Source organism: Bacteroides helcogenes P 36-108 (assembly GCF_000186225.1).
In the GTDB taxonomy this organism is placed as follows: domain Bacteria; phylum Bacteroidota; class Bacteroidia; order Bacteroidales; family Bacteroidaceae; genus Bacteroides; species Bacteroides helcogenes.
Map to the genome: position 1 here is coordinate 124,576 of NC_014933.1, position 21,205 is coordinate 145,780.

Genomic DNA, 21,205 nt, shown 5'->3' on the forward strand with positions numbered 1-21,205 from the left:
ATTTTGCATTTATCAACCTTACAAATACCATTTTCAAACTCTTATGAAAAAGAACTTCTTCAGAAAGAACGTCAGAAACATCCTTTGTTTCCTTGCCTTAGTCATTGCACCGAACGTTGCCGCACAAGACAATCTGTCGGCACTGCTCCCCCTGCCCAATCACATAGAGCAACGAAAAGGATTTTTTTCCTTATCCACGAGCGAACAAGTCACCACCAACTCCGGTGAACTGCAGTTTGCGGTCACAGAGTTGCAGCACATCTTCCGGCAACGCTTCGGCTATGAACCGCAGTACGGAAAGAATGGAAAAATCAAGCTGATACTTGACAACCGAATCAACAGTGACGAGCAATACCGCCTGACCATCGCTCCACAGGGCATCACCGTAAAAGGGAAAACGCCAGCAGGCATACTCTACGGTATCTATACACTGGATCAAGTGCTCCTGGGCGATGTAGTGAACACTAAAAACAGCAAGATTCAGTCTCTCTACATCGAAGACCAACCTGTCTATCCATACCGTGCGCTAATGCTCGATCCAGCCCGCCACTTCCTGCCAATTGATGACGTGAAGCATTACATCCGACAGATGGCCCGCTACAAGTACAACGTTCTCCAGCTCCACCTCAGCGATGACCAAGGCTGGCGCATCGAAATAAAGAGCCATCCGAAGCTGACTGAAGTCGGCGCATATCCTACCTCCAAAGGTGGTGAGGGAAGCCCTGACAATGGTTTCTATACTCAGGAACAACTGAAAGAGCTTGTCCGCTATGCCGCTAATCTGAATGTGGAAATCATCCCCGAAATAGACATCCCCGGCCATACAGCCGCCCTCCTTATGGCCTATCCCGAACTGCATTGCGACATCCACCAAGACACGATCTTTGAATTCGGGAAAACCTTCAACCTCATGTTGTCTGCCGCCAATCCCAAAGTATATGAAGTTCTTGACGACATCATCCGCGAAATTTCCACAATCTTCCCGTCCAAGAAAATCCACCTCGGAGGAGACGAATCGGCCATAGCAAGCAATTGGGCAAAGAGCCCCGAACACCTGCGACTGATGAAGGAGCATGGCTATACCAAAGCCGACCAACTGATGAACATCTTCTTCGGCAAAGTGCTGGCTTCCACCAAGAAGTACGGTCTGCACACCATCCTTTGGTGCGAACTGGATAACATCTATATGCCCGCCAACACCTATCTTTTCGACTATCCGCAGGATGTAACACTCGTCACCTGGCGAAATGCCCTTACGCCCAAGTGCATAGAGCTGACCCGGAAAGCGGGCAATGCGCTGATTCTTGCCCCCGGTGAATATGCTTACTTGGACTACCCGCAGTATAAGAACGACTTTCCGGAATTCAACAATTGGGGCATGCCCACAACAACCCTGCAGAAGACTTTTGAATTTGACCCTACCTACAAGCTGGAGCCTGAGAAACGCCAACAGATTATCGGGGTGATGGGAACCCTTTGGGGCGAAGCTATCAACGATATACATCGTGCCACCTACATGACCTACCCCAGAGGACTGGCCTTGGCCGAAGCCGGATGGTGTCAAAGTCCCGGCAACGATTGGGAGTCTTTTAAAAGCAGAATGCTGCCCAACCTGTCTGACATGATGAGACGAGGAGTATCCATACGTGTTCCGTTCGAAGTATTTAATAGATAACGCATTAATAGTTCCACCTTTTTTCATCAAGGTGGAACTCACTTTCCAATACAAATGAAGCCAGTTCCATCGTATATAGAACTGGCTTCACTCATATTGGAAACTTATCTCAGAATAAAGGAAAGCCCACCTGAACTTCAAAATCCCGGTGCAAACCTCCAAATGGCACTATCCCTGAATTCAGTCTTCCCCCGCTTGCCGATGACTTCTATCCGGTTTTCTCCCTTTGCCAATTTTATACCTTTAAAGGTCACTATCTTCAGAGCATCGGGTTTCTGCCGGGCTATCACCTTTCCGTTGAGCAACAAAGTCACCTTATCAAGATTAGAGAAAGCCATGACATCCGCTTGTTCACGAGTACGCTCCGTCACCCTTTTTCCAGCCAAGTGCAGCATCGGTTCAGCATTCCAATTGGCCTTATAAAAGAAGAAAGCATCTTTCCTTACCTTACGGTCGTGTGTCACCAGTCCTTTGTCATTGATTCCCGGACGGTCGCCCTCGGTGCGATGGGCAGCACCAAAATCGAACATGTTCCACACGAAAGTGCCCCATACAAACGGGCGCTGACCAAGAATCTTCCAATTCTCAATATGGTAATACGTTTGCCAATTTTCCGGATGCCACCAACTGCCCGGCACTGTCTGCACCAAAGTGTCCTGCTGATGATAGATACTGGCGCCTGCTCCATACTCACTGACAGCAATCTTCGTCTGCGGATATGCCCGATGAGTTTCATCAAGGAAGGCAGCCAGCGTGGCAGGGGTGGAGCCATACCATCCGTCATAGCGATTCCAGGCAATATTATCGGTGATAAAGTTAAGGTCACCTCCTTGATTGCTCGCACCGACAGTAGGCCGCGTAGCATCTTCTTGATGAGCCAACCGGTTCAGTTCTTTGACATATTCCACTGGATTATCTCCCCATTCCTTCAGTTCATTGAACAATCCCCAGAAGCAGATGGACGGATGGTTAAAGTGCTGGCGAATCATTTCTCGAAGCTGCTCCCGGCCATTCTCCTTAAAAGACGATTGATCGACGAACCCTTTATCAGCATAGCCGCCCGGTCCCACAAAGGGAATCTCGGCCCATGTCACAATGCCATGTCTATCCATCAAATCGTACATATACATGGCCTGCGGATAATGTGCCAACCGGACAGCATTTACCCCCATCTCCAACATCAACCGCGTATCTTCCTCATGGTGTTCCGGCCTCAAGGCATTGCCCACCCCACTGTGTTCCTGATGACGGCACACGCCATGAAGCGACAGATGCTTGCCATTCAAGAAAAAGCCCTTGTCGGCATCTGTATGGTAGTAACGAAGCCCCAATGGTTGCTCTACACGATCTATCTCCGTGCCGTCATTCCATAAACTTACTACAACCCGGTACATAAACGGATCTTGCGTACCATTCCACAGCCTCGGTGACGGAATATCGAAGTCAATCTCCTGTTCGGATTGAGGTGTGCGGGCTTTCACATGAATATTCTTCTCCTTGCATACCACCACCTTTTCTCCATCCATCACTTCCAGCCGGATCATAGTCTGTCGATCCTGTTCGTCACCATTACTCAGCAATATGCGTGTCCGCACCTCCGCCTTCTCGTCCGTTACTTTGCGTTGCACTAAATAGACACCGGGAGAAGCATAATCCAACGGAGAAATGCAAAGACGGTCGGTGGAAAGCAAATGTACATCCCGATAAAGTCCCCCGTAGAAGTTAAAGTCTCCCACCAACGGCATCACATCAAGCTGTTCGGCATTGTTGACACGTACCAGCAGTTCGTTGTCTGCACCATACTTCACCGCATCTGTTATTTCGAAGATAAAGGCTCCGTATCCGCCTCTATGTTCGCCCAAATGCTTGCCGTTGATGAAGACATTACAAATGCTATTGGCTCCTTCAAAGCGGAGAAAGAGACGGCGACCTTCACTCCGCCTGTCCACAAAAAGGCGTCTGGTGTAGTTTCCTATTCCTCTTGTATAGTCCATCTTCCCACTCAGCGCATCCTGCGCGTTCCAAGTATGCGGCAAATCTACCCGTTGGGCCGAGTTCTTCTGTACCTGATGCGAAAAACGGAACTGCCAACCATCGTTAACAAGCCGATCCGTGCGTTGTGCCACAATACTCCCAAAGGAGGCAAAGAGCAAAGCACTCCATAAAGCGATCTTTTTTAAACTCATATTATTGTCATTATCTAATCTTTCACCAGCACTCATCTCAAATGTACCCCGTGATTTTTCCTTTCCACCCCACATTCCATTTCTTCAAGAACAGACTTTCTCTTCAAAGCCTCCATATAATAATAATCAGCGTAATTGAGAGGTACATCCACCTCGGCATGGTGCGGAATGCTCCCTACGGAATGCCTCAGCAAGAAGAAATTATTCTGTCCCAATCCCGCCCGATAAGCAGGCGAGGACAAAGACTGCATGATTCTATCTGCATACTCCCTGCATTCCTCACTTTCTTTGATCCTCATCGTTCCCAGCTCATAAAGTGCCGCAGCCATGCAGGCCGCTGCTGAAGCATCACGCGGTTCCTTACTAATATCAGGGACTGACAAATCCCAATAAGGCACTGCATCGGCAGGCATGGCAGGATGGTTTTTCATAAAGCGAAAAGTTTTCAATGCCTGATTCAGATAACGCATATCTCCCGTTTCACGATAACAGACCGTATAACCATAAATAGCCCATGCCTGTCCGCGCGACCATACTGATTCGTCAGCATACCCCTGTGCCGTGACTCGGCTACGTACCCGTCCTGTCCGACAGTCATAATCCACCACGTGATAACAACTTCCGTCCTTCCTGAAATGTTCTTTCAAAGTACGATCAGCATGCTTCACCGCCAATTTGTAATAAGCAGAATCACCCGACAGTTCGGTAGCCTTAAACAAAAGTTCCAGATTCATCATATTATCTATAATAACCGGACAATTCCAGCCACGCTTGCTCATCCACCCGGATGACACATCCCAACTTTGGATAATACCTGCCGCCGGACGGAAACGAGTGGACAGCGAACGTGCTGCCGTGATAATAGTACGGGCATATGTACTGTCACCGGTCAATCGGAGGCCATTGCCGAAGCTGCACATCACAATGAAACCTATGTCATGATTATCTGTTATCTGTTCGGCCGGCCGAACAGACTCAGTATATCTTCGAGCCCACTCCAACAAGTCAGCTTCGGCACTCATCTCATACGCCAACCATAAAGTACCGGGAAAGAATCCACTACGCCAATCGCGGTAGGAACAGAACATAGTACTTCCGTCCGTTTTGATATGTACAGGATTCGGGCACACCGTCCCCCCGGCCGGTATCTGCTCCAGAAAAAGATTCAACTGTTGCCGTGCATGAAGCACATTTTTCTGCACAAACCAAGATTGTGCAGAAGAACTGACAGAACAATAACATAGCAGCAGTACCAGCCACCGGAGGCGAAGCAAGGTTTTCTTCATTGTTTTAAGGATTTAATTTTTATTTTATAATTATATGTGCCAACCAATATCTGTTTTTGTGCATTCAGCGAAATGCGATAGATTTCATCTCCCCATACATCAGACAATCTTTTGTCGAAAAGTCTGATAGTTTCTACAGCAACGGTAAACGCAGCATTGTCATAAGTAAGAACCGCTTTTTCATTTCCCACCTCTACGATTACGACTCCCGGCCTGGACACATCCACTTTCCCCCAAGTAAGAAAGTTTATTTGATTAGGGGCTATAGCAGCTTTCAATTTAAAATCATCGCTAATATCAAGTCCGTTCTTAGTAAGCCGATAAGAGCGAATCCATCTCTCCACCATAGCATCTTCGGGATAAGCGGTAGCAATGTTCAACGAGAAACTTTGACGTTTAGGATCAGCTTTTACTTCCGTTGCCCGGAAACGACTTCCGAATGCCTGAGGAATACCGTTTATCATAGGCAGGTTGTGGTAGTTGCTCTGCATGGTCCAGATACTGTACCTCTCATTACTAAAAGTCTGGCGCGTATAAGTACCTACACCTGCATCAATCAGCATGGGGACAGTATTGGAATATAAGGAGAAAGTACCCACATCATTATGATTATGACTTTCATTGTTGTAGCCGCCTTTAACTGCCAAAAACAGATTATTCTTATTGCTTAGATAGCAGAACTCAGTCTGTGGATACCACGTATAGGCAGGCATGCTGAAAACAGCAGTTTCGGCCTTTAACTGTGGCATAAAACGCAGTGTCTCCAGGCCACGGTACATATCCAGCCAATTAACAGCAGGCATGCAGGGCTTTTCCCGATTCATCCAAGCGGCAAATCCTTTCATCAATTCACTGTTTACAGCTATACCGTAACGATATATCTCTGCGATATCACCTCCGCCACGAGCTGATGCATCAGCAAAATTAACCACCCATCCATTGCCAACATAAGAACGTACAATATATTCACCCATATACTTCACCTGCGGATTGTCAAAAATAGAGATTTTTCCTCCTGTGCCCATATACAGCATTTGCAGATAATCATAGAGCTTTCCGGCTGCATGCCCCCAATAAGATGGTCCTTCCTCACATCCACCGTCAGCCTTCACGTAATTAATGAATTTATCTACCGACATCATAGTGCGCTGTACAGCCTGAGCCAGTTTATCGGGATCATTCTCCAACAAAAGGAAACAAGTCAGTGCGTTGAAATTGCACCAAGGATTCCAATTGTTAACCATCATGCCCGGTTTGTAATCGAAAGCCATCCACCAAAAATCACTGCGATTCATATAAGGTTCCAATTCACGCTTCTGCAATTCATGACGGAGCCGGATGGAAACCATCGGCTCCACTTTGTCAAAGGCTTCGTGAAGAAAATAATATGTCCATGCCAACATCTGTGCCATATTTCCCTGCGTCAGATCCAACACATCTTCACGGTAGTCAGGAAATGGTGTCTTGCAGTGCTGCGCTGACACAAGGTGGGCAGAAAGTGCCCAAGTAGTCATCTCACAAGCTTGGAGCACACCGTTTATAATTTCATCAACAAAGCGCCCCTTGCCTTCTGCCAGTTCGGCCACTACCAAAGCACCGAGTGCCGTATTATTAGCGTCCAAAGGATTCTCCATGACTTTACGGCTACCCGTTCTCTTGAATTCCAGATAATCGGTAGCCTTCACCACTTTCCAATCAAAGTTCAGGTACTTTTCCCCCTGGCTGATAATCAGGTTTTTATATTCACCGACAAAACTGTTCCATCCCTCACGGTCAGTATAAGCAGGATAGGGAACCCATTTTTGATTCAGAATCAAAGAAGACTTGATTCTCGCCAAATCTGCGCTCTTTTGTAGCAAGTCACGCTCTTCATAAGCATTCACTTGCAGCGCAATAGCCATTAACAAGCAAAGCAGAGTAATCATTCGTTTATTCATATCTATACTATTTCATTGGGTTTTATTAAAACTGACTACATCATTCCCATCCCGGATTTTGCTTTAACAAAGGATTCTTATCAATTTCCGTAGAAGGAATGGGCCATAAATAATCGCGTGCCGAGACACTACGAGTATAAAATGTATTCCCTGTGAAATACTTCTCAGCACGTCCATTCAGTGTTTCAAGCAGGCCCCAACGACGCATATCGCTGAAACTATGCCCTTCGGCCGCAAGCTCTACAGCACGTTCGTGCCTGATACGTTCAAAAACTTCAGCCTTAGTAGTAGCTTTCAGATAGTCAGGACCACTATTAAGAGCAGGCATCTCTACCGATGGACGAGCACGGACTTCATTGACGAGCGATACGGCATCAGTCTGCCTATCCATTTCATTGTAGCATTCGGCAAGCATTAACAAAACATCAGCATAACGAATCAACGGAAAATTGATAGGTGTATCGGCACGATTATTAATAGCACCATCCATATCATATTCAGCAACAAACTTCCGCCAAAGATAACATTCGCGATTACCATTGACACGAATGTAATGATGCCCATCCGTCACACCTCCCTTTACAACAACATATTCACAATCATGAGGCGCATTGGCATACCAGCCTTTATATTGCGTGTAGGGCAAAATGATGCTATAACTCATACGCGGATCACGTTCGGCATACATAGCCAGCAACTTATCCTTATCAGCCGGATATGCAGTAACCTGAGTCTTTGCAGCATTCATGGTAGCCCGGAAGGTAGCATCTTTCACAATATCACTGGTAGTGAATCCCGGCTTCACTTCTTCCCAGTCGAATGGTCGGCCATCTTTCCATTCATAACTGTCCACCAAGTCATTTGAAGCCATCACATTATTCCAGCAACTACCGAAGGAAGCACGAGTTCCCATATAAAATGTCATTGGCATCCCCAAATCAGTACCTACACCACCCATATTCTGAATGGCGAAAATCATTTCGGAGCTTGAATCACCCGCCGGCTTGAAAAGGTCAGGATAATTATTATAAAGTGCATATTGTCCGCTATTCTTTATTGTTTCAAAGCAAGCGGCAGCTTCACTGTACTGTTTATTATAAAGAAGCACCTTACCCTTCAACGCCGTCGCAGCCCCAGAAGTAGCACGCCCGTAATTAACATCATCCCACTTGGCTGGAAGAGAAGCAATGGCAGCATCCAAATCTGCTATAACAAATGCACGGACCCTGGCTATATCTGCTCTTGGTTCTTTCATCTCGCTGAATCCGTCGGCCACAACGAAGCTTTCGTCATAGATGGGCACACCGCCAAAAAAATCCATCAAGGTGAAATAATACAATCCCCTCATAAAGCGGGCCTCTCCCTTATATTGCATTTTCAATTCAGCAGCCATATCACAATTGTCTATATTCTGAAGAACAATATTGGCACGCGAAACACCTTCATACAAATACGTCCATTTATTAAGAATCCAACTGTTAGTTACATCATAAACACCTCTTTGAAAAGTTTGGTAGGAAGGATTATCATAACCCATGGCAAGACCACCCAAACCATCCATAGCAAACTGGAGGCCAAACACGTGGTCATATTGCATGGTACTGTAAACAGCCATCATAGCCTGATCGGCATGCGACTGAGTCTTGAAAAACGTTCCGGAACTCAATTGGTCAGCCGGGAATCTCTCTAAATCATAGCAGCCACTGAAAAGGAATAGGCATGCTGCAAATACTGTATATATCTTGTTAAATTTCATAGCATTATCAATTAAAAAGTTACATTAAGACCAACAACTGCCTGCTTCATGGTAGGGTAATTCAAGCCACTGACTTCGGGATCGAAGCCTTTGTAGGAAGTGAAGGTGAAAAAATTCTCCAAACTGGCATAAACACGAACCTTCTCAATGGCACAAGCATTCGTCCATGATTGAGGAAGTGTATATCCTACCTGAATATTACGAATCTTCAGGAAATTCTTGTTCTGAAGATAGAAATCACTCAATTGCTGGTTACGCACATCCGAGTATTGCAGCAGACGCGGGTAGGTGGCATCCGTACGTCCTTCGTACCAACGGCCGTCAGCCACCTCTTTATTTATCTGATAGCCATAGCGGACAGTGGGAGTATTGTATGCAGTAGATTGCCAATAAACCTTAGCCCCCAGCGACCCTTGCAACAACATGGAGAAGTCAATCCCTTTCCAAGCTGCATTCAGACTAAGACCAAACAGGTACTTGGGATTAGGACCATCGCTTACAATCTCTTTATCCAGATTGTTGACCACACCATCACCGTTCACATCTTTGTAAAGCAAATCACCTTTTTGCGGAGTACCGAATGCCGCAAATGGATTCACCCTCTTTCCGGTAGCCTCATCCATAGGTGCATTATCTATCATTTGCTGAACCAGTGCCATATCTTCATCTGTCTGAAGAATACGGTCAACTCTCAACAGGTATTGTGAATTAATGGCATGACCTTCCCATATCAGGTTAGCCCCACTCAAAGACTGTCCACCTTCATCTCGTCCCTTAAACTTGTTTACGATATTCTTCACATAAGTAAAGTTAGCATTAATGCCATAGCTGAAACCTTTTACTTTATCTTGCCATCCTAAAGTTACTTCCACACCTTGATTGGTCACCGTAGCACTATTCATCTTAGGTATGGAAGTTATGCCATGAACCGAAGGTGCAGGCAGACTGATCAAAATTCCCGTAGTACGTTTATTAAAATAATCCACCGTACCTGTCAGACGGTTGTTCAGAAAGCCGAAATCAAGACCGATATCCGCCACCTTTGTCGTCTCCCAAGTAAGGCTGGAATTGGCAATGGCAGCTTGGGCCAACCCCGTTGCCAAGCCATTATTAAGGACATAACTCAAAATATTACCATTGGCATCTTTATTAGAATAGAGAGCCAAAGCATCATAGTTACCCACAGAGTTATTGCCCAAAGAGCCATAAGACGCGCGCAACTTCAAGCTGCTCAATCCTTTGTCAACCAGGCTTTCCATAAAAGCTTCCTGATCTATGCGCCAAGCAACCGAACCTGAAGGGAAATATCCCCAACGTTTGCCCGAAACGAAACGAGAAGAACCATCTGCCCTAAGATTAAATTCTGCCAAGTATTTATCAGCCCAACTCAGGTTGACACGGCCAAAGTAAGAGTGCATGGCCCATTCGGCCAAACTACCTGAAGAAGATGCATCTCCCGTAGCACCGTTGATAACCCCCAGACTAATATCCACCAAATCATACTTGGTAGTGGCAAAGCTCTTGGAACGGTATAATTCCTGACTAGCGCCTGCCATGAAATTGAAATTCAGTTTATCACCAAAGAATTTGTTTTCGTAACGCAGAACAACATCATTGAAATATCTCTCAACTTTACCGTCATAATTATAAATATAAGTCTTTCCGGTAGATGAAATAGATGTTTCCGTCAAAAAATTCCATGAATCCAAATAATTCGGTTTTCTGGTGCGTTCTTCATCCAAAAGTTCGTATGAATAGGATGCCGTTACAGACAGCCCTTTCAATGGCTTCAATGTACCAAAAAAACGGGCACGCAAATTATTCTTACGAATATTTCCTGTAACTCCGTATGCACGCTTCAAAGGGTTATTGCCATTGGTTTGTGCATCATCTTCCGGATTCTGTATGCCGCCAAAACGTCCGTCAGGAGCTTGAAATACCATACATGGAGTAGTAGCACTGGCATAAGTGAACACATCGTCTATCACTGTTCCCGAACTGGCATAACGAGCCCCCGGCTCCATGTCAGACAAATATCCGTTCACCTGTATGCCCAGATTCAACCACGACTTGACATCCGCATCCATATTTAATCGGCCACTATATTTAGTATATCCGGCATTAGCCATAACACCAGGAGTATTGCTGTAACCAAAAGAACTGTAAAAATGAAACTTATCACTACCCCCACTCATTGAAACCACGTGGTTAGTTGCCGTAGAAGTACTGAAAGTCGCATCAATCCAATCCGTATTCGGATAAAGCAGAGGATTCTTACCTGCATCTTTCCGCCAAGTATCTATGCTTGCCTGTGAAAATACTGTGGACAGATTACTATTAGCATAACCTTCGTTGACCAATTCCATATAATCGGCATAATTCGAAACCGGAGTCAAGGTCTTGCGAATAGATGCAAATGATACATATCCGTTATACTCCAGCTTCAGCTTGCCCGCCTTACCTTGCTTGGTAGTAATCAGTATGACACCGTTAGCAGCACGGGAACCGTAAATTGCCGCCGAGGATGCGTCTTTCAATACAGTCATGGTTTCAATGTCCTGAGGTAATACAGTATTGATGCCAGCTTCCACACCATCTATAATAATAAGAGGCGATGAAGAATTCAGAGTACCTTGCCCACGCACTTTGATATCTGCGTTATCGTTTCCCGGCTGATTGCTTGACGAAGTGACAGTCACACCGGCTGCCATGCCGGCAAGTGCCTGAGAGACATTGTTGACAGGGCGGCTTTCTGCCAGTTCACTTACATTGATGGTAGAGACTGAACCGGAAAGATTAACTTTCTTCTGCGTACCATAACCCACTACCACCACTTCTTCCAATTGCTTGGAGTCTTCTTTCAGCATAATGTTGAAAGTACGTTGTGCTCCTACCGTAATTTGTTGCTCAATGTACCCCACAAAGGAGATGACCAAAACTGACTTAGGAGAAACGGTCAGTTTAAAATTACCATCAATATCAGAAATAACGCCATTCGTAGTACCTTTCTCCACTACGCTTGCTCCGACAATAGGACCGCTTTGGTCTTCAATTTTTCCACTAACCGTGACCATAGCTTGCTGTGGTGACATTACAATCAAATCCGATCCCGAATTCAATACTTGTTTTTTCACCGGACTTGCCGATACCATACACACAGACACAAGCATAAACGCCGTTCCTGCGAGTATCTTCCATGATAGACCAGAAGTAATTTGCTTTTTTTCCATAAGTATTAATCATTTTAAAAGTTACCTTTATGGCAGCAAAATTAAGAAGTTGGGCTTCTTTCATGTGACCAAAACCAACAATAAATGGGTCATTTTAGACATTTCAACCTAATTCATAGGGGATTCTTACGGTATTCCTGAGGCGCTATATTCATCCGTGCTTTAAAAGTCTTGCTAAAATAACGCGGTGAGCTGAAGCCCAATCTGTCCGAAATGTCAGCAATCGTCAAGTCGGGCTGACTGACAAGCAGCGTAGCCGCTATCTTTATCTTATGATTGATGATAAACTCATTGGGGGACATATCAGTGAGTGCCTTAAACTTAGTCTGTAACAAAGTACGGCTCATCCCTACTGCGAGGCAGAGAGCAGGAACATCAAAATCCTCTTTATCCAAATTAGCCTCAATCACCTCCATTACCGCATCCAAAAATTTCTTGTCCAACGGAGTCGCAGCAAGCAATGACACATCAGCATCCTTCTTTTGGGCAAATCGTTCCTGCATCAGCAGTCTATTCCGTACGATGTTATTGCAACGCATCAGCAACATCTTTCCGTTAAAAGGCTTAGCTATATAGTCATCAGCCCCGCAACGAAGTCCATCTATACTTTGTTCCACCGAATCAAGTGCCGTAAGCAACACCACAGGGATATGGCACATATTGATGTTTCCTTTTATCTCGGCACACATTTCCACACCCGACATCTCTGGCATCATTACGTCACTCAATATCAGGTCATATTCCACTTCCAAAACCATATCCATTCCCTCCCGACCGTTATGTGCCAAAGTCACCTCATAATAAGGTGCAAAAAGTTGTCCGAGCGTTTTCAGTAAATCCTCATTATCCTCTACTATCAGCAAACGGAAAGAGTGTTTTTTCTTATTCACACATTGAAGCAGTTCGGTAGCCTCATTCACAAAACTCTCGTCTGGTATAGTTTCCGGAATCATTGCCTCCACCTCATTCTCTGCAATCCACTCCACATTTCCGTCTTGCAGAAAGCATTCTTTCCCAGTGAACAAAGTTACCACAAATTTGCTTCCTTCCCCATTCTCTGACTGCACCTCAATAGTACCATGATGCAATTCCACAATATTTTTGGCTAAAGCCAGTCCGATACCCGTACCGGGGTTTGCTTGTTCAGGCATATTCTTTGCTTGATAAAAACGATTGAACACATAAGGTATGTCTTCCTTGCTGATGCCTTTTCCCGTATCGGATATCATCACTTTCAACCGCAATTCGTCCTCACGCAGCAAAGTCACACTCACGGTTCCCCCATCAGGCGTAAACTTAAAAGCATTTGATAACAAATTAGTGAATACTTTTTCCAATTGGCGATGGTCTATCCAGCATCTTGCGGTTTCTTTCTCTCCCTCAAATTGATACAAAATATTTCTTTGTGCAGCCAAGTCTGTAAAAGAGAGGAATACTTCTTGCACAAAAGCATTCATGTCCGTATTTCCCAACTTCAGTCTCACGCTGCTTTGATCAAATTTTCTAAAATCCAATAACTCTGATATCAAATTCCGCATCTGTCTGGTATGCTTGTTTATTTTCAGAAGTGTATTATAAACACTGGGAGCCAATGAATAATTCTGCAACAGTACATCCACCTGCGTAGTAATCAGCGTCAAAGGAGTTCTGAATTCATGGCTTACATTAGTAAAAAAACGCAATTTGGCCTGATTCAGCTCATCAATGTATTTTTTTTCCATACGCTCTTTATTGAGTGATTCAAGCAGACGATGCCTCACGCTTATCACTCTATACAGCCAGAAAGCAAACACCGACACCATAAACACAAAAAGGCAATACGCCCACCAAGTATCGTACCAAGCCGGATGAATGTAGATAGACAGTGTTATCTCCTGTGGAACGCGTGTCTGTAACGAATTGCCTATTTCTCGTATTCGCAACACATAGCGCCCTGCCGAAAGATTGGTATAAAAGAGTTCTGTTCGATCTGTACTTATCCATTCTTTATCTAATCCCTCGAGCATATATTCGTAGCTTGAATTGCTCAAAATGTCCACATAGTTGGAAGAAGCAAATCCCACAGACAAATTATTCTGTGTATGAGACAGCTCAATGCTACTCACCCAGGGAAGTGCCTGAGAAAGTATTCCCGAACCGTCATTAGGACGCACCTCCTCGTTATTCACTTGCAAGGAGGAAAGATAAAACAGAGGAGATTCATCCGATACGTCAAAGTCGGTTTCCTGAAAAGAAATAAGACCATCCGTACCACCTATAAATATTCTACCATCCTTGCACACATAAGACCCACATCCATCTACAATAGATGAAAGATTCAATCCTTTCTTCAATTCCAACGAACGGAAAGCCTGCTTCTGAGGAGTGAACAACGTAATGCCCCGGTCACTCACCAGCAACAGATCCCCATTGTCTGCACGACAGACACTATAACAGTAATTGCTTATCAACTGATTCTTCTCAACCGTATAGTTCTCCACCAAACGTGTATCCTTATAATATACATACAAGCCGCCACCTATAGAACCAATATATACCCTGTCAACTCCATCTACCACCTGAGACAACAGAATGCCTTTCTGATGTTGAAAGTCAACATTCTCGACTTTCAGTGTTTTCAAATTCAATACCATGAAAGATCGATAGCTGACAACTCCCCACATTCTATCATTATTGTCCACTGCTATTCGTGTGAAATTTAATGTTGAAATCCGTTCTATCACATTCGTCTGCAAGTGTATCCTAAAAAGTCCATTACGTGCACCCACCAACAGATAATCCTTCCAAAGACAAAGACAGTCAATAATATCGGCAGGACTATCCCCACCCAGATGCTCCAAATAATTGTAAAATTGTCCTGTAACAAGATTATATCGGCATAATCCCCCTTTGTGCGTTCCTATGTAAAGGTTACTATGAGAAGCATCGTAAATAACAGCCTTCAAGTTATCATGCGACAAACCACCTTTACGCGCTTTGAGTGTAGTTATCTTGTTTGTATTTCGGTCCAGACATGCCAGCCCACCTCCATCCAAACAAATCCACAAATTTCCTTCCAAGTCTTCCGTCATGTTCCCCACTAACGGGAAAGCGATACAGTCAGTCCTATCCGGATTGTACGGGTAGTATCTGAATATCTCATTTTCAAGATAGAAATAATTGACTCCTCCATAGTAAGTACCGGTCCAAAGAGTGCCCTGTCTATCCAGACAAAGTGAAAAAATAGATGAATGCTTCAGCCCTCCTTTCATCCAGGATTGGGTATAGAGAGTGAAAATTCCGGTAAGAGAATCGTACTTCTGTAAACCATCAAAGGTTCCCATCCAAATATTGTGATGCTTGTCTTCCACAAAACACCTGACATCTTTACTTGACATCGCATTGGGAAACTTCTGTCCATAAGGCAATTTCGTCACTTTGTCTCCGCTTATTCGGAACACGCCATCGGCCACCGTACCAGCCCAAACTTCTCCACTGCTGGTTTCAAACAATCCCCGTACATCCACGTCAGCAAGAATACATTCTGCTTTTTCAGTCTTATCCATCCGATAAAGTCCATGCCCAGTTCCAAACCAAAACATGTCATTTGCCACCAACATGCAGTAAACGCCCGTCACCTCTATCTTCCGATGAAACTCCAATTTACCGGACAGCCCACCATATACAAAAAGAGAATCGCCACAAATGCACCATAGATTGTCGTTTTTATCCATGGCAATGCATGCTACATTGTGTTTATGAACATATTCAAAAGTATCAAACCGAATGTCATACTTCAATAAATTATCATCTACCGATATGAATATATCCCCCTCCTCATTGCCTACAATATTACTCACCTGATTTCCTACCCAGAACTTCTGCATATCTCCTGTCCCCACACCCTGATAAGCCCAAGGCTTATAATTTATCATTTTTCGTCCATCATATACAGATATGCCCTCACGAGTTCCAAACCACATTCTCCCCAATTTGTCCTGATAGATGGCCATCACTGAGGTCTGTGCAAGCCCGTCGGACTCATCCAGATTCTTGAAAAATTTGGCTGAAGATGGAAGGGGGAGCAAGATGAAGAATAGAGTCACAAAAAAGAGCAGCCATTTCATAAATTTCATAGGATTATGGTTCTTTAATATATGAAAGGCAAAAATAAGAAAAAAGTTTATTCAACAAAAGACTTACATTCACATTAACATCAAGCGACTATAAATTTCCCCCTCTTAAAGCAACGGTCAACCTGCCCGGTTCACCCCACGATTCAGGTCACCACCACATTCTTCCAGCAGGATTTTCTTCAGTTCTTCCACCTTTTCAGGATGTATCTTGCTCAAATCATGCCATTCCTGTGGGTCATCGGGCAGATAGAACAGCTCTACCGTCTGCTTCGACAAATAATGCCTCAGTTTCCATCCATCGCCCATCACAATACCCGGCCCGGTATTTGAACCAAAAATGATGTAACGCCGATTATTACCAGGCTTTCCTTTCAGCAGTTGAGGCAGGAAAGACACACCGTCCTTCTGCTGCACAGACACCTTCAACCATTCGGCCATTGTGGGTAGAAAATCATAATTGCTCACCAATGCATCCGACTTCTTACCCTTCGGAATGATACCAGGCCCGTAGAAGACAAGCGGTATATGCACACCGCCTTCCAAGTTGCTACGCTTCAGTCCGGCCATTCCTGCGTTGCCGTTGAAGATGTCTCCACTGGTTTCCGAGCGATACTTATCTGCCAAGTCATCATACAGCATTCCCGTATCGAGATTCCGATAAGGCTTCTCACAACGCCCTTTCTGCGAATAATACAATTCGTGCCCATTATCGGCAGAAAACACCACTATCGTACGGTCTGCAATACCCAGTTCTTCTAATTCAGCCAAGATGAGTCCCACCGTCTCGTCCAGCTTCTTCACCATAGAACCATACTCACGTTCAATAGGCGTAAGGTGAGGATTAGCTGCTAATTCAGGATGGACAGAAGGTATGGCCACAGGTCCGTGAGGCAACTGGCTGGGATGATAGAGGAAGAAACGTTCCTCCTTATGGGCACGGATATAGTTCAGAATCTTATCTACAAAAATATCTTGTGAATACACGTTCTTGCCAGTATGGTCACGCCGTTCTGCAAAAGTCTGCACCGTCTCTTGCTCGATGCTTTTGCCGCAATTGATGCGGGTATTCCCCTCGATAAGCTCAATCGATCCATCATCGAACAAAAAAGGAGGATAGAATCCGTGACAACGTGCATGATCCAGATAGCCGTAATAATAATCCCATCCATGACGGCGCATTTGGTTGCGGGTAGCCGTGAATCCCCATTCCAATTTGCCTATCTGAGCCGTAGCATAACCTGCAGCACGAAAAACTTGTGGCAAATAAAGATCTCCTTCCGGCAGACACACATCGGATGCATCTATCCGAGCCTCCACAGAGGCTATACGGGCAGTATCTGCCGCAGGCAGCATATAGGCTGCTCCTGCGGAAATATTCCACTTGTCCTGCCCATGACAGTCGTGATAGCCCGTCAGGAGCGAGGCTCGTGCCGGCGCTGAAAGCATGCAGCCATAGGCGCGGCTGAAAGCTGTACCTTGCTTCACCAAGCGGTCGATGTTAGGAGTGGTGAACTGCCGTTGGCCATAGGCCGAAAGCATGCCGATTCCCATGTCATCAGCGTAGATATAGATAACGTTGGGATGTCGGCGATCGGAGTGTTGAGAGGTCATCTCTTCCTCTTTAACAAAATTCACATCTTCAGCAGCCCAAGCATTACTCTCAAAGAGAACTCCTGTAACGAAAGGAATTGCAAAACCAAGTAAGTTTCTCATCTTATATATTACTAATTCTATTTAAACATCGGTATAGATGCTTTCTCGCGTTGTTTCCAACTGTTCAATTGCTCGAGCATACACTTCGTACGAACCGGCTCATCACCAGCTCTATCAAAACGTTCCGAAACATCATTTCTCACATCATACAATTCCAATACCCCGTCTTCATAATTTTCAATCAATTTCCATCCGTCTTTAATCAGCACTGATACAGGACGGGTTCTGAACAATCTGTCACGAGTTTCCACGTTACCATTCTCCAGATAAGCAGGGAAATGAAAATACAAACTACGTTCATTCAGATAATCCTCCTTTCCCTTATCCAGCAAAGGAAGTAAACTAAGGCCATCAAGACTTTTGTCTTTCCTTCCTCCCGCAAATTCCACAAAGGTAGGATATAAATCCAAATGAGACACGGGTACGGTCGTTTCTTTTCCTCCCTCATACTTTCCATGCATATATACTATAAAAGGTATCCTTATCCCACCTTCATAAAAAGAGCCCTTACCTGCCCTAAGCGGCCATTGATGGGAAATTTCATAAGGGCCACCGTTGTCGGAGGTAAAAACAACAAGCGTATTTCCTGTCAGCCCATTACGCTCTACCGCATCCAAAATGCGCCCTACACTCATATCCATATTCTCTACCATGGCAGCATAAACCGGATTGAAATGGGCGTCGGAAGTTTTTTTCTTCCGATATTTCTCCACAAGCTCCGCTTTTGCCTGCAACGGGGCATGCACTGCATAGCTGGCATAATATAGAAAAAACGGACGGCTGCGATCCACTGTATCAATATAGTTTTCTGCTTCCCGAGACAGTCTGTCCATCAGATACTCCCCTTCAGGACCATCCTGCAAGTCAGGATTCTTGTAAGGAGAGAAATAAGAAGCGGGATGCCCGGCATGATTGCCTCCTATATTGACATCCATTCCCTGTGCCAAAGGATTATAGCCAATATGCCACTTCCCGATGTGGCAAGTATGATAACCTAACTTTTGTAAGGCTTGGGGCAAAGTAATGAACGTTGAATCGAGCACTTCACAGTTGGGGTAAGGCACTAACCGTCTGTCTTCAGCCCGTCCTCTATCCGGCGGGCTGACTGTATAAACTCCATGACGAGGTGTATTCTGTCCACTCAAAAGACAGGCACGACTGGGAGCACTATTAGCAGCTCCGGCATAAGCATAAGAAAAGTTCACCCCACTCTGCCGCAACCGATCTATATTGGGAGTCTCATAATAGTGTCCCGCATCATTATACTGAACATCAGACCAACCCAAATCATCAATATTAATCAAAATGATATTAGGTCGCTTCTTAGAAGCTGCCATACAAGATGTTCCACCGGCCAAGCCGATGAAACATCCCATTATCAATATCTTATTTCCACCCTTCATTCTGCTCCAGATTACTGTTTAGGATAATTTCCTTCTGGGGAATAGGATTCACATCATAATAATCTCGCCACCCCTTTCCTTGCTTCATAAAATCTCCTACACAGACCACGCGTCCCACATCCTCGGCAGACACTGAAGCGGCAGAATTAATATCGCCCTCCGTCACAAAGATAGAAGCTGCACCAAAGTATTCATCTTTTTCATTTGCAGCTACACGCACGCCCAGTGGGCGCTGGTTCATATAATAGGCGCCTCTCTTCCAACGGCGGATATCATAGAATCCAAATCCTTCGCCTATCAATTCAGCCATACGCTCGCGACGAATTTCCCAAGCAAGAGGTGCTACTTCAGGATCCCTGTCCGGATCAAAGTTTTCGGTAACATCGCTCACCGTCATGGCAGCAACATTAGCTCTGCCACGCAGTCTATTAATAGTTTGATCAGCCACAGCCTGACTGAATTTGCCCAATTCAAACATCACTTCCGCATAATTCAGCATAATTTCCTCTATATGGAATATAGGATAATCAGAAACAGCATATTTACCACCAGCCTGAATCCCGGCCTCATTATAAGTGCTATAACACATATAGAAATAATATCCGCCATAATTTCTCATCGGTCCCCACGACTTATTTGAAGTCTGAATCATAGGAACTCTGCTCAAGAACTGAGGCTGCCAAGTATAAAGAGGAAACTGATGATTAGCATCATTTATCTTATTCATATAGTCTATATAATAACGATCCTTTGCATCCATGCCATCAGTCCACCAAGAGTCCTTGTTTGCATCATTCACCGGCACTGCATTCGCCTTGTTTGTCTTATAAGGAGGAATACATCTCCAATACAGACGATGATCACGGTTCATAAACTCATCATTCATAGATGCGGTAGCACCTTTTCCTTGATAAAGAGGGCTTGTAGCAATGGGCTTCCCGTCTTGACAAAGGTAACGTCCCACCGTACGGGCATGCATAGCTGTTTTTACAGAACCACCACGTTCGGCACGAGGAAAACCACTCATAATCAAATCCGGCAGGCATTCTTTATAAAGGATAATACCCGGTACTTTACTCAAATCATCCGAGCTCCACAAATCGACATAATTAGGTGCAATGTTTGGATAAGCGTCCATCAGTTCCAATGATACTCTCTCGCACTCATTCAAATATTTTTCACTATCCGACAAACCGTGATATTTCCGCCACGTACCCTCAAACAAACAGAATCGAGACAGCAAGGCACGCACGCAATCACGGTCAATGGTATTGTTGCCGTCACCATTCTCCTTAACATTATTTTCTGCATATTGCAAGTCACGCAAAATATTTGCAGCCACCTCATCACGCGATGTCCGCTTGCCATAAAGTATTTCCGCATCATCATCGGTCACTACATTCTCCAGCCAAGGCACATCACCGTAACGCGCCAACAAGTCATAATAACGATAAGACCGAAAGAACAGCCCTACAGAACGCCAGTGTGCTTTTTCCGCATCAGCCATTTCAGAAGCATCTATGTTCCTCAACATTATATTCACCCTGCGGATATATGCAAAGTTCCACCCGTCATCCGTATTAGTCGTTGAAGTGATGTTGTTCCACTGCCATGCGTTGTTCTGAATGTCAGTGCCGTTTGAATTATACAGGTAATTGGCCTTTACATCTCCATCCACCATCGTCAAGTATCCGGTATTATTCACATCTATATACTGCCTGAGACTGTCACTCTCAAAAACTCGATACAGCCCCCAGGAATAAGTCTTGAAATTATCATACGACACAAAAGCCGTCTGTTCCGTAGGTGTCGTTTTGGGTTCATATTCCATAAAGCTGTCGTTACATGCACTCAATGCCGCAACTAAGGCAAAAGCCCCATAATATATATATTTTTTCATATTC

The 21,205-nt window shown here is 44.8% G+C and carries 10 protein-coding genes; 1 reads left to right on the top strand and 9 read right to left on the bottom strand.

The window, feature by feature from the left end:
• Window positions 1–43 precede the first annotated feature (43 nt).
• Window positions 44–1,675 carry a beta-N-acetylhexosaminidase gene (locus tag BACHE_RS00465; protein WP_013545760.1) on the top strand — a complete coding sequence of 544 codons (1,632 nt, stop codon included), beginning with the start codon at window positions 44–46 and terminating at the stop codon, window positions 1,673–1,675.
• Between the two features lie 137 nt (window positions 1,676–1,812).
• Here BACHE_RS00465 and lacZ4 read toward each other — a convergent pair whose 3' ends face one another.
• The 9 genes from lacZ4 to BACHE_RS00510 form a co-directional block, all read right to left on the bottom strand.
• Window positions 1,813–3,861, bottom strand: coding sequence for a beta-glucuronidase LacZ4 (gene lacZ4, locus BACHE_RS00470; RefSeq protein ID WP_049778952.1), 2,049 nt, complete (start codon window positions 3,859–3,861; stop codon window positions 1,813–1,815).
• A 32-nt stretch (window positions 3,862–3,893) separates the two neighbouring features.
• Complete coding sequence (locus tag BACHE_RS00475) at window positions 3,894–5,147, bottom strand: glycoside hydrolase family 88 protein (protein ID WP_013545762.1); 1,254 nt, start codon at window positions 5,145–5,147, stop codon at window positions 3,894–3,896.
• Window positions 5,144–7,084 carry a heparinase II/III family protein gene (locus BACHE_RS00480; protein WP_041579078.1) on the bottom strand — a complete coding sequence of 647 codons (1,941 nt, stop codon included), beginning with the start codon at window positions 7,082–7,084 and terminating at the stop codon, window positions 5,144–5,146. The genes BACHE_RS00475 and BACHE_RS00480 overlap by 4 nt, the downstream gene beginning before the upstream one ends.
• 40 nt (window positions 7,085–7,124) lie before the next feature.
• Complete coding sequence (locus BACHE_RS00485) at window positions 7,125–8,840, bottom strand: RagB/SusD family nutrient uptake outer membrane protein (RefSeq protein ID WP_013545764.1); 1,716 nt, start codon at window positions 8,838–8,840, stop codon at window positions 7,125–7,127.
• 11 nt (window positions 8,841–8,851) lie between these two features.
• Entirely contained in the window at window positions 8,852–12,070 is a 3,219-nt protein-coding gene (locus tag BACHE_RS00490; protein ID WP_013545765.1) for a SusC/RagA family TonB-linked outer membrane protein, read from the bottom strand.
• Window positions 12,071–12,183: 113 nt separating this feature from the next.
• Complete coding sequence (locus BACHE_RS00495; protein WP_013545766.1) at window positions 12,184–16,185, bottom strand: hybrid sensor histidine kinase/response regulator transcription factor; 4,002 nt, start codon at window positions 16,183–16,185, stop codon at window positions 12,184–12,186.
• Between the two features lie 117 nt (window positions 16,186–16,302).
• On the bottom strand, window positions 16,303–17,898 hold the full coding sequence (locus BACHE_RS00500; protein WP_013545767.1) for a sulfatase-like hydrolase/transferase: 1,596 nt from the start codon (window positions 17,896–17,898) through the stop codon (window positions 16,303–16,305).
• Between the two features lie 17 nt (window positions 17,899–17,915).
• Window positions 17,916–19,301, bottom strand: coding sequence for a sulfatase (locus BACHE_RS00505; protein ID WP_013545768.1), 1,386 nt, complete (start codon window positions 19,299–19,301; stop codon window positions 17,916–17,918).
• On the bottom strand, window positions 19,285–21,201 hold the full coding sequence (locus tag BACHE_RS00510) for a RagB/SusD family nutrient uptake outer membrane protein (protein WP_041579527.1): 1,917 nt from the start codon (window positions 21,199–21,201) through the stop codon (window positions 19,285–19,287). Before BACHE_RS00510 ends, BACHE_RS00505 begins: the two co-directional genes overlap by 17 nt.
• Window positions 21,202–21,205 lie beyond the last annotated feature (4 nt).